The sequence below is a fragment of the Roseovarius sp. CH_XMU1461 genome (genome assembly GCF_037027165.1).
Taxonomy (GTDB): Bacteria; Pseudomonadota; Alphaproteobacteria; order Rhodobacterales; family Rhodobacteraceae; genus Roseovarius; species Roseovarius nubinhibens.
In genome coordinates this window covers 569392-582742 of record NZ_JAYMDV010000003.1, presented here as the reverse complement: position 1 = coordinate 582742, position 13351 = coordinate 569392, and the positions used below count along the sequence as shown (strand labels likewise).

The 13351-nt window shown below is 62.8% G+C and carries 15 protein-coding genes; 9 read left to right on the top strand and 6 right to left on the bottom strand.

Features of this window, described 5'->3' with window-relative positions:
* The first annotated feature begins 354 nt into the window (after nucleotides 1-354).
* The 4 genes from WA237_RS11975 (at nucleotide 355) to gcvA (ending at nucleotide 4677) form a co-directional block, all read left to right on the top strand.
* The gene (locus WA237_RS11975) at nucleotides 355-1197 is read left to right on the top strand and encodes an EAL domain-containing protein (protein WP_442970261.1); all 843 of its coding nucleotides are present in this window, start codon (nucleotides 355-357) and stop codon (nucleotides 1195-1197) included.
* 133 nt (nucleotides 1198-1330) lie between these two features.
* Nucleotides 1331-2506: an acetyl-CoA C-acetyltransferase gene (locus tag WA237_RS11970; RefSeq protein ID WP_040617990.1), complete on the top strand. Its 1176-nt coding sequence runs from the start codon at nucleotides 1331-1333 to the stop codon at nucleotides 2504-2506.
* Nucleotides 2507-2695: 189 nt separating this feature from the next.
* Complete coding sequence (gene phbB / locus WA237_RS11965; protein WP_336097912.1) at nucleotides 2696-3418, top strand: acetoacetyl-CoA reductase; 723 nt, start codon at nucleotides 2696-2698, stop codon at nucleotides 3416-3418.
* Between the two features lie 317 nt (nucleotides 3419-3735).
* Complete coding sequence (gcvA, locus tag WA237_RS11960) at nucleotides 3736-4677, top strand: transcriptional regulator GcvA (RefSeq protein ID WP_009813911.1); 942 nt, start codon at nucleotides 3736-3738, stop codon at nucleotides 4675-4677.
* Between the two features lie 17 nt (nucleotides 4678-4694).
* Here the strand turns inward: gcvA and WA237_RS11955 are convergent, their stop codons facing one another.
* From WA237_RS11955 to WA237_RS11945, 3 genes are all read right to left on the bottom strand, one after another.
* Nucleotides 4695-4865, bottom strand: coding sequence for a YdcH family protein (locus tag WA237_RS11955; protein WP_009813912.1), 171 nt, complete (start codon nucleotides 4863-4865; stop codon nucleotides 4695-4697).
* A gap of 108 nt (nucleotides 4866-4973) precedes the next feature.
* Nucleotides 4974-5735, bottom strand: a complete 762-nt coding sequence (locus WA237_RS11950; RefSeq protein ID WP_336097909.1) for a tRNA1(Val) (adenine(37)-N6)-methyltransferase — start codon at nucleotides 5733-5735, stop codon at nucleotides 4974-4976.
* Nucleotides 5728-5943: a putative signal transducing protein gene (locus tag WA237_RS11945; protein ID WP_336097907.1), complete on the bottom strand. Its 216-nt coding sequence runs from the start codon at nucleotides 5941-5943 to the stop codon at nucleotides 5728-5730. Before WA237_RS11945 ends, WA237_RS11950 begins: the two co-directional genes overlap by 8 nt.
* A 55-nt stretch (nucleotides 5944-5998) precedes the next feature.
* Here WA237_RS11945 and WA237_RS11940 point away from each other — a divergent pair, with 55 nt between their 5' ends.
* A complete protein-coding gene (locus tag WA237_RS11940) occupies nucleotides 5999-7000 on the top strand; it encodes a polyprenyl synthetase family protein (protein WP_009813915.1) in 1002 nt (333 codons plus the stop codon).
* A 20-nt stretch (nucleotides 7001-7020) separates the two neighbouring features.
* On the opposite strand, the gene WA237_RS11935 is transcribed toward WA237_RS11940, so the two are convergent.
* A complete protein-coding gene (locus WA237_RS11935; RefSeq protein WP_336097905.1) occupies nucleotides 7021-7794 on the bottom strand; it encodes an alpha/beta fold hydrolase in 774 nt (257 codons plus the stop codon).
* A gap of 65 nt (nucleotides 7795-7859) precedes the next feature.
* On the opposite strand from WA237_RS11935, the gene WA237_RS11930 reads away from it, so the two are divergent.
* Nucleotides 7860-8234 (top strand): hypothetical protein, encoded by a 375-nt coding sequence (locus WA237_RS11930; protein WP_336097904.1) that lies wholly within the window; start codon nucleotides 7860-7862, stop codon nucleotides 8232-8234.
* Here the strand turns inward: WA237_RS11930 and WA237_RS11925 are convergent.
* Together WA237_RS11925 and glyA are read right to left on the bottom strand one after the other, a co-directional pair.
* Complete coding sequence (locus tag WA237_RS11925; RefSeq protein ID WP_336097903.1) at nucleotides 8173-9063, bottom strand: DUF817 domain-containing protein; 891 nt, start codon at nucleotides 9061-9063, stop codon at nucleotides 8173-8175. The genes WA237_RS11930 and WA237_RS11925 overlap by 62 nt on opposite strands.
* Nucleotides 9064-9142: 79 nt before the next feature.
* Nucleotides 9143-10426: a serine hydroxymethyltransferase gene (gene glyA / locus WA237_RS11920; RefSeq protein WP_336097902.1), complete on the bottom strand. Its 1284-nt coding sequence runs from the start codon at nucleotides 10424-10426 to the stop codon at nucleotides 9143-9145.
* Between the two features lie 177 nt (nucleotides 10427-10603).
* Here glyA and WA237_RS11915 point away from each other — a divergent pair, with 177 nt between their 5' ends.
* From WA237_RS11915 to WA237_RS11905, 3 genes are all read left to right on the top strand, one after another.
* Nucleotides 10604-11365, top strand: a complete 762-nt coding sequence (locus WA237_RS11915; RefSeq protein ID WP_336097900.1) for an NAD kinase — start codon at nucleotides 10604-10606, stop codon at nucleotides 11363-11365.
* Between the two features lie 265 nt (nucleotides 11366-11630).
* Entirely contained in the window at nucleotides 11631-11828 is a 198-nt protein-coding gene (locus WA237_RS11910; RefSeq protein ID WP_009813921.1) for a CsbD family protein, read from the top strand.
* Nucleotides 11829-12087: 259 nt separating this feature from the next.
* Entirely contained in the window at nucleotides 12088-13149 is a 1062-nt protein-coding gene (locus WA237_RS11905) for a Hint domain-containing protein (protein ID WP_336097899.1), read from the top strand.
* Nucleotides 13150-13351 lie beyond the last annotated feature (202 nt).

Here is a 13351-nt window from a genome sequence, read left to right as displayed (position 1 = left end):
CTACTGCCTCGTGCCGCCGATTTTTCGGCTGACTTGTTTTATTGAAATGACGTTAGCACAGGTGGCTCTTCATTTAAAGTATTCATTTTCAACGGTTTTATGGTGAGTTTCGAGCATTTCCTTCTACATGTAGGGGGTCTGGCGTTGGGCCCTCACCACACCTGCCAATGTGGCGAAAAAGTGTCGGCAGAGATTTGCCGGGTGGTCTGGGCCATCGGCGCGGGGCGTCGCGGGGTAAGCGGGCGTTAACCACAGTCTCAGAAAGCCCCCGGTCGCCGGGGATTGGAGCGAAATTCTTAAACCTTCTTTAGGCGGGCCGCGTCATCCTGATCGCCGGGTAACGCGGAGACTGACATGGTTGCGAAGGGTAGGGCGAAATGGGCGGATATACCGCGGGATCATCAAGAGCCTCTGTCATATGCGGTGTCGGCGCGGGACCGGTCGGTGATCGAAATGGTCGATGCGGCGGTGCGCCACAAGCAGGTCATGCTGGCCTATCAGCCGGTGGTGCCGGCGCAGAATGTGGATCACGTGGCCTTTTACGAAGGGCTGGTGCGGATATTGGATGAGACCGGCCGGATTATCCCCGCGCGCGAGTTCATTGATGCGATCGAGACCACGGAAACCGGGCGGATCGTCGATTGTCTGGCGCTGGAAAAAGGCATGCTGACTCTGGCCGAACACCCGGATCTGCGGCTGTCGATCAATATGTCGGCGCGGTCCATCGGCTATCCCCGCTGGATGCAGGCGCTCGAACGCGGGATGCGCCGCGATCCGACGGTGGCGGAGCGTCTTATCCTCGAGATCACCGAAAGCTCGGCCATGGTGGTGCCCGAGCTGGTGACCGGATTCATGGAGAAGCTGCAGCATAAGGGGGTGAGCTTTGCGCTTGATGATTTTGGCGCAGGCTATACCTCCTTTCGCTATCTCAAGCAGTTCTATTTCGACATTCTCAAGATCGACGGGCAGTTCATTCGGGGCATCGCCCGCGACCCGGACAATCAGGTGCTCACCTCGGCGCTCGCCACGATTGCCAAGCAGTTCGACATGTTCACCGTCGCCGAAAGCGTCGAGCGGGCAGAGGATGCGGCCTATCTTCAGGCCATCGGGATCGACTGTCTTCAGGGGTATTTCTATGGGGCGCCGTCGGTGCGCCCGGCCTGGCTTGTCGGGGATGACAGGCGGGTGCGCGCCTGAGCCGCGCCAGCGTGACGTTGCTGCGTTGCAATGGCTGGGCTACATTTCCCGAGAACCGGGGGGAATCATGCCTGGGCGCGTCTCTGCGCCCGGATCCTGTCCGGCCAGAACTTTTTAGGTGGGGACATACTCTATGACTAATGTTGTGATCGCTTCGGCTGCGCGGACGGCCGTGGGTTCGTTCGGCGGATCTTTTGCCAATACTCCTGCGCATGATCTCGGCGCAGCCGTGCTGAGTGCCGTGTGCGAACGTGCGGGCGTCGACAAGGGCGACGTGTCGGAAACGATCCTCGGTCAGGTGCTGACCGCAGGCCAAGGCCAGAACCCGGCGCGTCAGGCGCATGTGAACGCGGGCCTGCCCATCGAGAGCGCCGCCTGGGGGATCAACCAGGTCTGTGGCTCGGGGCTGCGGGCCGTGGCGCTGGGCGCACAGCATATCATGCTCGGCGATGCCAAGATCGTGGCGGCCGGTGGTCAGGAAAACATGACGCTCAGCCCCCATGTCGCGCATCTGCGCGCGGGCCATAAGATGGGCGATGTGAAATATATCGACTCGATGATCCGCGACGGTCTCTGGGATGCGTTCAACGGCTATCACATGGGTCAAACCGCCGAAAACGTCGCCGAGAAATGGCAGATCAGCCGCGAGCAGCAGGATGAATTCGCGCTCGCCAGCCAGAACAAGGCGGAAGCGGCGCAGAAGGCCGGCAAGTTCGACGATGAGATCGTGCCCTTTACCGTGTCGACCCGCAAAGGCGACATCGTGGTGGATAAGGATGAATATATCCGCCATGGCGCGACGCTTGAGGCGATGCAGAAGATGCGCCCCGCCTTTACCAAGGACGGCTCGGTCACCGCGGCCAATGCCAGCGGCCTCAACGATGGGGCGGCGGCGACCCTGCTGATGAGCGCGGAAGAGGCGGAGAAACGCGGCATCACCCCGCTGGCACGGATCGTGTCCTATGCGACCGCCGGTCTCGACCCGGCGATCATGGGCGTGGGCCCGGTCAACGCCTCGCGCAAGGCGCTCGAGAAAGCCGGCTGGAAGGCCAGCGACCTCGATCTGGTGGAGGCGAACGAAGCCTTTGCCGCACAGGCCTGCGCGGTCAACAAAGAGATGGGCTGGGACCCTGAGGTGGTGAACGTCAATGGCGGTGCCATCGCCATCGGTCACCCGATCGGGGCCTCGGGCTGTCGCGTGCTCAACACGCTGCTGTTTGAAATGCAGCGCCGCGACGCCAAGAAGGGCCTCGCCACGCTCTGCATCGGTGGCGGCATGGGCGTCGCCCTCTGCGTCGAGCGGGGCTAAGCCCGCGCGGTCTGAACGACAGAAAGGCGCCTCGCAAGGGCGCCTTTTTTATAGGCATTTATCATTCTGTCACAAAAAGATGCCAAAAATAGCTGCGCTGCGGCAATTTTATTTCGGTAATAATATTGCGCATTCGGAGCGGTAAGGATAACCAAGTTACAATGGTAACTGAGTCTACAGGAGAGTAACATGACCAGAACAGCCCTCGTCACCGGTGGCAGCCGCGGTATTGGTGCCGCCATTTCCAAGGCTCTGAGGGCCGAAGGCCACACAGTGGCCGCCACCTATGCAGGCAATGACGAGGCCGCCGCTGCCTTTACCAAGGAAACCGGCATCCAGACCTACAAATGGAATGTCGCGGATTACGAGGAAAGCGCCGCGGGCATCGCCAAGGTCGAAGCCGATCTCGGCCCTATCGACATCGTCGTGGCAAACGCTGGCATCACCCGCGATGCGCCGTTCCACAAGATGACCCCCGATCAGTGGAAAGAGGTGATCGACACCAACCTGACCGGCGTCTTCAACACCGTGCACCCGGTCTGGCCCGGCATGCGCGAGCGCAAGTTCGGGCGAGTCATCGTCATCAGCTCGATCAACGGGCAGAAGGGGCAGTTCGCGCAGGTGAACTATGCCGCGACCAAGGCGGGCGATCTGGGCATCGTGAAATCGCTGGCGCAGGAAGGGGCGCGCGCGGGGATCACCGCCAACGCCATCTGCCCCGGCTATATCGCCACCGAAATGGTCATGGCGGTGCCGGAGAAGGTGCGCGAGTCGATCATCGCACAGATCCCGGCAGGCCGTCTCGGCGAGCCGGAAGAGATTGCACGCTGTGTGGCCTTCCTCGCCTCGGACGATTCGCAATTCATCAACGGGTCGACGATTTCGGCCAACGGGGCGCAGTTCTTCGTCTGAGCCTGCGCAGCGGCAGGAATGGCAAGGGCCGGTCGTGGAGGCGACCGGCCCTCTTCCCTTGTGGCGGCTTGTAACGGTCGCGGAGGGGGTCGGGTGTTCAGCGGCGCCCGAAGAGGCGCTGCCAGAGGTCCCGGATGAGATCGCCGCGGGCATCATGGGCGCGGGTATAGGCACAGCGGGTTTGGGGATCGGATGCAATTTCAAACATCTGAATTCTCCTCAGATTGGTAAACTTGAACTGTAGCCAATATGCGCCTTGTGAAGCTTAGCGACAAACGAGAGTTTCTATTTGTTCAGTTAAGCTGTATTTAACTGACATGGCTGATCGTCTTCCTCCCCTGACCGCCCTGCGTGCCTTTGAGGCCGCCGCCCGGCATATGTCCTTTCAGCGCGCGGCAGGGGAGTTGCACGTGACCCCGGCGGCGCTTTCCTTTCAGATCAAATCGCTCGAAGAGCATCTTGGCGCGCCGCTGTTTCATCGGCTCAATCGGGCGGTAGAGCTGACCGAGGCGGGGCGGGCGCTGGCCCCCGGGGCGCGGGACGGGTTCGAGATGCTGGAGGTGGCGTGGCGGGCGGCGCGGCGGATCACCGATCATATGTCGCTGACAGTGACGGCGGGGCCGGCCTTTACCGCGATCCTGCTGGCGCCGCGGCTCTATAGCTTTGCGCAGGCGCATCCCGAGATCGAGCTGCGGCTGAGCGCCGGGCTGTCGCTGGTCGAGCTGACCCATAGCGATGTGGATGTGGCGATCCGCTTTGGCTATGGGCCGGATGGGCCGGAGCTCTTTTCAGAGCCGTTCCTGCAGGAATGGGCGACGCCGATGATGTCGCCTGCGCTGGCGGCGGAGTTTGGCACAGGTGAGGGGATGGCGGAGGTGCCGCTCATCCATCAGGACGATATCCGGTTCCTGAGCCCCGCGGTCGATTGGCCTGCGTGGTTCGCACAGGCCGGCCTGCCCGAGCGGAACTGGACCGGGCAGCGGTTTTCGCAGGCGGATCATGCGCTTGATGCGGCGCTGTCGGGGGCGGGGGCGGTGCTTGGCCGGGGCAGCCTGACCAATCGGATGCTGCGCGAAGGGCGGCTTGTTGCGCCGTTTCGCATGGCGCTGGCCACCGGGGCGCATTATCGGTTCATCTGCGCAAAAGGGGCCGAGAGCCGGCCCCAGATTGCTGCGTTTCGCGAGTGGATCATGGCCGAGACCGCAATGATTTCGGCGCATGATCGCGATTTCGACATCGTCGAACCGCCCCGGTCCTAACGGGGCAGGCTAGGCCGTCAGGCGGAGATGGACAGACGTTCGATCTCTTCCTTGAGCTTCAGCTTTTGTTTTTTGAGAGAGGCGATTTCCAGATCGTTCGATCCAGGCGCTCGCTGCGCTTCTTCAACTTTCACCGAGAGGTTTTGGTGTTTTTTCTTCAATTCCTCGACATGCGAACTCAGGCTCATTCATGGTCTCCTCTCATCTGAACAACGTGAACGGGATGAGTGCAGCACAGTTTCATATATTTGTCACGCTGCGCGAGCAGCATCTTGCCGCATGAAACGGTAAGGATTTTAGCGAGCCTGCCCGTCAAACCCGAGGGATGCGCCAGAGCGCAGCACGCAAGCCGTTGCATCCGTGTAATTTTCCCGGTCGCCGGGATGTTCATCCCCAGCGTGCAAAATCCAGGGCGCATGCAAGCGAAAATTTGCACGTCCCTCCTTGCGGCCCCGCAACAGGCAGAGCCGGGCCTCGCGACCGCGCCGTGGCGCGAGGGGGAGAAGTTCGAGACTGCCGAGATGCGCGGCCATGTGACCGAGCAGATCGGGCAGGCGTTCGGCACGGTGGATGAAGGTCACGCTGCCCCCCGGCGCGGCGCGGCGCGCGGCCATCTCGACCCAGAGCGCGAGCGGCGTGGCCTCGCCCATGGCGGTCTCGCGGCCCTTGTGCTGGGCCGGGCGGCTGGCCTTGCGGTCGAAATAGGGCGGGTTGACCAAAACGTGATCGAAACGGCGCGATTTGATCGCCTCGGGCATGGCGGCGAGATCGCCTTCGATCACCTCGAAGGGCAGCCCGTTGGCCGTGGCATTGGCGCGGGCCAGCGCGGCATAATCGGGCTGTAGCTCGAGCCCGGTCACGGCGACACCCGGCACGCGCGCGGCGAGACAAAGCCCCGCGACCCCGACACCACAGCCCAGATCAAGCGCCGTTTCACCTTGCCGAGCCGGAACAGAGGCCGCGAGCAGCACCGGATCGACCCCGGCGCGATAGCCCTGAACGGGCTGTGTGATGGTCAGTCGGCCGCCCAGAAACGCGTTCTGGGTGGTCTCAGCCATCGGTGGCAATCCCGTTGTCCAGCAGCGCGCGCTCGGCCCTTGCGTGATCTCGTTCGCGCACCATCAACCGGCGCGGGAATATGCCTATTCCGCCCTCGAGGACGCTCATATTTACGTCCATTTCAAAGCAGTCTATACCCTCGCCCTGAAGCAATGCTTGGGCAAAGGCAATGGTCGCGGGATCGGTGCTACGGAGCAGAAGTTTCATGGGATGACATAAAGGGAGCCATCGGCGAATGTCGAGTGGCGAGACGGATTTACGCATGAGCCTCGATGACGCAGCGACGAAACCGCATGACCGTTTGGCACGTCAATTTGCCCCGAAAATGGAGGCGGTCAACGCGCTGATCCGGGCGCGCATGGCATCGGAACACGCGCCGCGCATCCCCGAAGTCACGGCGCATCTGGTTGAGGCGGGCGGCAAGCGCCTGCGCCCGATGCTCACCCTCGCGGCGGCGGCGATCTGTGGCTATGAGGGCGATCACGACGAGCGGCTCGCGGCCACGGTCGAATTCATCCACACTGCCACGCTTTTGCATGATGATGTGGTGGATGAGAGCGGCCAGCGCCGGGGGCGGCCGACGGCGAACCTGCTGTGGGACAATAAATCGAGCGTTCTGGTCGGCGATTACCTCTTTTCGCGGTCCTTTCAGCTCATGGTCGAGACCGGCTCGCTGCGGGTGCTCGATATTCTCGCCAATGCCTCGGCGACCATCGCGGAGGGCGAGGTGCTGCAGCTGACCGCGTCGCGCGATATTGCGACGACGGAGGCCACCTATCTCCAGGTGGTGCGCGGCAAGACGGCGGCGTTGTTTTCGGCGGCGACCGAAGTGGGCGGGGTGATTGCCGGGGCCTCGGACGAGGTGACCGGGGCGCTTTATGATTATGGGGATGCGCTCGGCATTGCGTTCCAGATTGCCGATGATCTGTTGGATTTCCAGGGCGATAGCGCCAAGACCGGCAAGAATGTCGGCGATGATTTCCGGGAGCGCAAGCTGACTCTGCCGCTGATCAAGGCGATTGCCAAGGCGGATGAGACCGAGCGCGCCTTTTGGCGGCGGACGATCGAGAAGGGCGCGCAGGGCGAGGGTGATCTCGACCACGCGATTGCGCTGTTGCACAAGCATCGCGCGCTCGAAGAGACGCTCGCCGATGCGCAGGGCTGGGCGGCGCGGGCGCAGGCGGCGCTGGCCAAGCTGCCGGCGCATCCGGTGCGCGATATGCTCGGCGATTTGTCGGATTACGTGGTGGCGCGGGTCAGCTAGGCCGGTGCCAGACGTGTGAGCTAGCTGGCTTTATCCTGACGGTCGAGCCAGGCGCGCATCGCGGCCTCGAACTCGCGCGGTTTGTCGGCGTGGAGCCAATGGCCGGCCTCGGGGATTTTCACGAAACGCGCCTGCGGAAAGAGCGCGGTGATGCGCGGCCGATCTTCGCGGCTGACATAGTCGGAGGCGGCCCCGGTGAGGAAAAGCGTCGGGCCGGCGAAGCTGCCGCTCACCTCGGGAAACTCCATGATCTTGGGCATTTCACGGGCCAGCGTGTCGAGGTTGAGCACCCAGGATTTCGTTTTCACATCCACCGATTGCAGAAAGAACGGCACCAGCGCCGGATCGTCGATCACCGGCTCCAGAAGCGCCTGCGCATCCGAGCGGCGTTCGATCCCCGACAGGTCAATCCCGCGCATCGCCTCGGCATATTTGAGCTGCGAATGGCCGTAGGCCACCGGCGCGATATCGGCGACCGTGAGGCTCGCGATCAGCTCGGGCCGGGTCAGGGCCAGCACCATCGCCGCCTTGCCGCCCATAGAATGGCCCATCACATGCATCGGCGCGCCATGGGCCTCGATCACCTCGGCGAGATCGGCCGCCATGTCCGGATAGCTGTGGCTCTCAGTGCGGGGGCTGGCACCGTGGTTGCGCTGATCCACCGCCACCACCTGTCGGGCATCCGACAGCCGTTTGGCGATCACGCCCCAATTGCGGGCGGAACCGTAGAGCCCGTGAACGATTAGGAGGGGGCGGGCGGCGGTCGGGGCGCCATGTGTGATCTGGTTCAACATGGGCCCAGCTTTACCGTGTGTCGCAAATCGCGTAAATCGCGGAATATGCGTGGAAGGGATGCAAGATGATCGATCAGGCCGTGTTTGATGCCAGGGTGTCGCGCCTCGAAGACGCGCTGCATAAGAAATGCGGCGTGGGCGGGCGTGATCTGCGGGCCAAGCTGCGGCGGGCGGGTCGGCGGCTGCCGAAACGGGTGCAAAGGGCGGGGCGGATGCTCACCGAGGCGCAGGCGCGGCGCGGCATCCCCAAGCTCTGGCTGCAGGTGGATGGCGACGAGACGGACCGCGCCTTTGACACGTTCGACCGCCATCTCGAGACGGTGAACCCGGTCGAGCGGCGCAAGGGGCTGGCCCTCGCGCTCACCGGGACGATCGTATTCAACCTGTTGCTGGTGCTCGGCTTCTTGATCTTTGTTCTGAAGTGGCAAGATCTGATCTGAGCAGCGGCTGGCGGCTCAGCGGGCGGCGGACGACGAAGGTCACCGTGACGAAGGCCACATAGAGCAGCAGATACCACGAGCCGAGCTTGCCCAAGCTCACCAGTTCGAGCCGCGCCTGACCGGAATAGACCCAAGTGCCGGTCATCGTGCCGATATTCTCGGCGATCCAGAGAAAGATGGCCGCGAGAAACGCGGCGAGCGGCAGCGGCATCCAGTAGAGATTGTCGCCGATCCTGTACCAGATCCGCGTTCGCAGAAAGAGCAGCACAGTGGCGGCAAACAGCCCCATCCGGATGTCGGGCAGGAAATGGTGCGAGAAGAAATTCACATAGATCGCCACCGCGAGGACGAGCGTTGTCCAGAACGGCGGGAAGGGGGCGAAGCGCATGTCGAAGACGCGGATCGTCCGGGCCATGAAGCTGCCGACGCTGGCGTACATGAAGCCCGAGAAGAGCGGCACGCCATAGAGCTTCAAAAGCCCCGGTTCGGGATAGGACCAGGATCCGGCATGGACCTTGAAGATTTCCATCGCGGTGCCGGTGAGGTGAAAGAGCAAGATCACCCGTGCCTCTTCCCAGGTTTCGAGCCCGAGCCAGAGAAAGGCCGCCTGCAACCCGACCGCCACCACGACGAGCAGGTCGTAGCGATAGACCGGCATCGCATCGGACCAGATCGCGCGGGTGCCGATGATGGCGAGCAGCAGGCATATCCCGAAGATCGCGGACCAGCCCATCTTGAGCGCAAACATCACAAGTTCTGCGGCCCAGCCGGGAAGCCGGGCGCGCATCCAGTCGCCGAGCTGGCGTTCTATACGGCGTGTCGTACTCATGTTCCGGATATGACAAGGGCGGCGCCGGTCTGTCCAGCGCCGCCCTCAAGATCAGGTCGATCCGTGGCCTAACTGTGGCTTAGTGGTTCGGGTAGAGCGGGAAGCGGGCGCACATCTCGGCCACTTCCGCACGCACCTTGGCTTCGACCTCGTCATTGCCATCGGGACCGTTGGCGGCAAGCCCGTCCACCACTTCGACGATCCAATCGGCGATCTGGCGGAACTCGGCCTCTTTGAAGCCGCGGGTGGTGCCGGCAGGGGTGCCGAGACGGATGCCCGAGGTCACCGTGGGCTTTTCCGGGTCGAACGGGATGCCGTTCTTGTTGGTGGTGATATGGGCGCGACCGAGGGCCGCGTCGGTGATGTTGCCGGTCACCTTCTTGGGGCGCAGGTCAACGAGCATGACATGGGTGTCGGTGCCGCCGGTGACGATGTCGAGACCGCCCTTGATCAGCTGATCGGCGAGCGCGTCGGCATTGGCGCGGACCTGTTTCATATATTGCTTGAACTCGGGGCGCAGCGCCTCGCCAAAGGCCACGGCCTTGGCCGCGATCACATGCATCAGGGGGCCGCCCTGAATGCCCGGGAAAATGGCCGAGTTGACCTTTTTGGCGATTGCCTCGTCATTGGTGAGGATCATGCCGCCACGGGGGCCGCGCAGCGTCTTGTGCGTGGTGGTGGTGGCCACATGGGCATGCGGGAAGGGCGAGGGATGTTCGCCTGCCGCCACGAGACCGGCGAAATGCGCCATGTCCACATGCAGCAGAGCGCCGACGCTGTCGGCAATCTCGCGCATCTTGGCAAAATCGATGACGCGCGGGATGGCAGAGCCGCCGGCGATGATCAGCTTGGGCTGGTGTTCTTTGGCCAGCGCTTCGACCTCATCATAGTCGATCAGGTTGTCCTGTTTGCGCACGCCATATTGCACGGCGTTGAACCATTTGCCCGACTGGTTGGGGGCCGCGCCATGGGTCAGGTGACCGCCCGAGGCGAGGTTCATGCCGAGGATCGTGTCACCGGGCTGCAGCAGCGCCTGGAACACGCCCTGGTTGGCCTGGCTGCCCGAGTTGGGCTGCACGTTGGCAAATTCACAGCCGAAGAGCTGTTTGGCGCGGTTGATGGCGAGGTTTTCGGCCACGTCGACATATTGGCAACCACCATAGTAGCGGCGGCCCGGATAGCCTTCGGCGTATTTGTTGGTCATGACAGAGCCCTGGGCCTCCATCACGGCGGCCGAGACGATGTTCTCGCTCGCGATCAGCTCGATCTCGTCGCGCTGACGGCCCAGTTCCTGGGTGATGGCGTCATGCAGCTCGGGGTCGCGCTGGCTCAGGGATTCGGTGAAGAAACCGGAATCGGACATCTGTTATTGCTCCGTCTAACAAGTGCAGTCAGGCGATTTCCTATCGGAAACCACCCGGCCTGTAAGCCTTTATTTCGACAATTGTGCTTGCGACAACGACACTGATGGTGCAGGTCGAGGGGAAGTGGCGCTAATCCGCCCCGGATTGTGCCTATGGGAAACAGGAGCCATGGCCCAATGACCGATCGGATCGCCTTTGTCGCCAGCGATGTCACGAGCGCCAAGCGCGCCCGCACGGTGCTGGCCAAGCGCTATGGCGATGTGCCCGAGGCAGAGGCGGATGTGATCGTGGCGCTGGGGGGCGATGGGTTCATGCTGGCGACGCTGCATCGGACCCAGAGCCTCGATGTGCCGGTCTATGGGATGAACCGGGGCACCGTTGGTTTCTTGATGAATGAATATGGCGCCGAGGACCTTCCGGCGCGGCTCGCGGTGGCGGGGGAAGAGGTCATCAACCCGTTGCGGATGCGGGCGCGGACGACCGATGGGCGCGACTATGAGGCCTTGGCGATCAACGAGGTGTCGCTGTTGCGGGGCGGGCCGCAGGCGGCCAAGCTCAGGATCACCGTGGATGGGCACACGCGGCTCGATGAGCTGGTCTGTGACGGGGCGCTTTTGGCCACGCCGGCAGGCTCAACCGCCTATAATTACAGTGCCCACGGGCCGATTTTGCCTATCGGGTCGGATGTGCTGGCGCTGACCGCGGTGGCGGCGTTTCGGCCGCGGCGGTGGCGGGGGGCTTTGCTGCCGAAAGCGGCCAAGGTGCGGTTCGATGTGATGGAGCCCGACAAGCGCCCGGTGATGGCCGATGCCGACAGCCGGCATGTGGAAAACGTGCTCTGGGTCGAGGTGGCGTCAGAGCCGAAAATCGCCCATCGCATTCTCTTTGATCCCGGTCATGGGCTCGAAGAGCGGCTGCTGCGCGAGCAGTTCGTCTGAGGCGGACCCCCCTCGAAAACAGCCCAAAACGGCCTGTCGGTACCACGTCGGTATTTCGACGGTAACGCGACAGTGCGCAAATCGGCGGAAAATTCAGCCAGAAACTGCGCCGCTGGGCCATGGCGGCGGGCCCGCCGTCTGGTGCAGCTTTTCGCCGATCCCCTGCTAAGCCCGGAACTTGGCGGGGTGCTCCGGGTTGATCCCCCGAGAGCATGACGGCTCTCGCGACAAAGTATGATTTTGGAAACGTGTGAAGGAGAGCACCATGAATTGGGATCAAGTCAAAGGCAACTGGAAGCAGATGACCGGTCAGGCCCGTGAGCAATGGGGCAAGCTGACCGATGACGACCTGCAAGAGGCCGCCGGCGAGCGCGAGCAACTCATCGGCAAGCTGCAGGAGAAATACGGCATGGCCAAGGAAGAGGCCGAGCGCGAGGTCGATGACTTCGCATCGCGGATGTAAGCCAAGCCGACCGGCCAAGCCGAGCTGTCACGTCGAGTGACGCCGTTTTGACACGCAGGCCCGCCCTTTTCGGGGCGGGCCGTTGAATTTCTTTAAAGAAGTGCTAACATCCCCAAAGCCGAGGTGAGGCGCGGCTGTGTATTTTATGAGTGTCGAGCAGCGGAAAAATCCGCCCGTTAAAATCAAAAACAAAAGAACATGCCCGGCCCCGGTGCGCAGAAGATGTGCGGGGGACGTGCTGCAAGGGTAAGAGGCAGAGATGCCGGCATATTTTAGCTACGACAACACGATCCGGGGCACGCAGAGCACCGTGAACGGCAATTCCTTTGCCTATAACGTGGCGCCTGCCAACGGGTCGACATGGCAATGGTCGGGCTCGAGCTTTACCCATACGGTCTACGAACAAGACCCCAACGCCAGCTATTACAACGGCGACCCCACCAACGAAGAGACCCAGCCCACGATGCGCGTGGGGCAATCCGGCGAGCAATCGGTCGAGATCGATGGCACGGCGCGGGCGGTCATCTATGATTATACCTTCCGGGTGCGCGATGCGTCCGGCAACACCTATGACGTCGCGGTGATCGATGTCGACCTCAACAATGATGGCGATCTGAACGATACGGGCGAGGACGGGTATTACCTCTTGTTCCTCGGCACGCCGCCGCCGGCCAACACGCCGCTGACCTCGCAGGGCATTGTCGACAACAGCGACAACCGCACCCATGCCAGCATGGGCGGGCAAGCGGTCTGTTTCGCGGCGGGCACGCTGATCCAGACCATCGACGGGCCACGGGCCATCGAGACGCTGCAACCGGGCGATTTGATCTTTACCCGCGACGAGGGCTATCAGCCGCTGCGCTGGCTCGGGCAGCGCACGGTGGTCGGCCACGGCAATTTTGCGCCGGTGCTGATCCGCGAAGGGGCGCTGGGCAACAGCCGCGATCTCTGGGTTTCGCCGCAGCACCGGATGCTCATTGCCGACTGGCGGGCCGAGCTCTGGTCCGGCGAGCCGGAGGTTCTGGTGGCGGCCAAGCGATTGGTCAATGACCGCACGATCCTGCGCCAGCCGGTGGCACGGGTCACCTATTGTCACATGCTTTTCGACAAGCATCAGATCGTCATGGCCGAAGGCTGTGCCTCGGAGAGCCTGCACCCGGGGCGTCAGGCGATCCTTGGCCTCTCGGACGAGAGCCGGGCCGAGCTCTTGGCGCTGTTTCCCGAGCTTGATCCAGAGCTCATGGGGCAGGGCGAGCGCGAGACTGCGCGGCCGGTGATCCGTGGGGCGCTGGCCGAGATGATGGGCCAACAGGCGGCCTGAGCGGCGGCGCAAACGGCCAAGACGCGGCTATTGTGGCCGTTTGTAGAAGAACGAGCAGACCGTTCGTGGGGAAACGAGCGGGCGATCTGCGGTGCCTGAGTGCGCCATTTTCACCTTATTTCCGACATTTTTTTGGGCTAGTCAGCTCTGGTAGGCGCTGCTGTTTCCGGCGCTAGGTAACGTGTGAGTGACGATGGCAATC

What these genes read in the sequence shown, in the direction of transcription:
- WA237_RS11975 (WP_442970261.1), top strand. Translation starts at nt 355, where the DNA reads ATGGTTGCGAAGGGTAGGGCGAAATGGGCGGATATACCGCGGGATCAT.
- WA237_RS11970 (WP_040617990.1), top strand. Translation starts at nt 1,331, where the DNA reads ATGACTAATGTTGTGATCGCTTCGGCTGCGCGGACGGCCGTGGGTTCG.
- phbB (WP_336097912.1), top strand. Translation starts at nt 2,696, where the DNA reads ATGACCAGAACAGCCCTCGTCACCGGTGGCAGCCGCGGTATTGGTGCC.
- gcvA (WP_009813911.1), top strand. Translation starts at nt 3,736, where the DNA reads ATGGCTGATCGTCTTCCTCCCCTGACCGCCCTGCGTGCCTTTGAGGCC.
- WA237_RS11955 (WP_009813912.1), bottom strand. Translation starts at nt 4,865, where the DNA reads ATGAGCCTGAGTTCGCATGTCGAGGAATTGAAGAAAAAACACCAAAAC.
- WA237_RS11950 (WP_336097909.1), bottom strand. Translation starts at nt 5,735, where the DNA reads ATGGCTGAGACCACCCAGAACGCGTTTCTGGGCGGCCGACTGACCATC.
- WA237_RS11945 (WP_336097907.1), bottom strand. Translation starts at nt 5,943, where the DNA reads ATGAAACTTCTGCTCCGTAGCACCGATCCCGCGACCATTGCCTTTGCC.
- WA237_RS11940 (WP_009813915.1), top strand. Translation starts at nt 5,999, where the DNA reads ATGAGCCTCGATGACGCAGCGACGAAACCGCATGACCGTTTGGCACGT.
- WA237_RS11935 (WP_336097905.1), bottom strand. Translation starts at nt 7,794, where the DNA reads ATGTTGAACCAGATCACACATGGCGCCCCGACCGCCGCCCGCCCCCTC.
- WA237_RS11930 (WP_336097904.1), top strand. Translation starts at nt 7,860, where the DNA reads ATGATCGATCAGGCCGTGTTTGATGCCAGGGTGTCGCGCCTCGAAGAC.
- WA237_RS11925 (WP_336097903.1), bottom strand. Translation starts at nt 9,063, where the DNA reads ATGAGTACGACACGCCGTATAGAACGCCAGCTCGGCGACTGGATGCGC.
- glyA (WP_336097902.1), bottom strand. Translation starts at nt 10,426, where the DNA reads ATGTCCGATTCCGGTTTCTTCACCGAATCCCTGAGCCAGCGCGACCCC.
- WA237_RS11915 (WP_336097900.1), top strand. Translation starts at nt 10,604, where the DNA reads ATGACCGATCGGATCGCCTTTGTCGCCAGCGATGTCACGAGCGCCAAG.
- WA237_RS11910 (WP_009813921.1), top strand. Translation starts at nt 11,631, where the DNA reads ATGAATTGGGATCAAGTCAAAGGCAACTGGAAGCAGATGACCGGTCAG.
- WA237_RS11905 (WP_336097899.1), top strand. Translation starts at nt 12,088, where the DNA reads ATGCCGGCATATTTTAGCTACGACAACACGATCCGGGGCACGCAGAGC.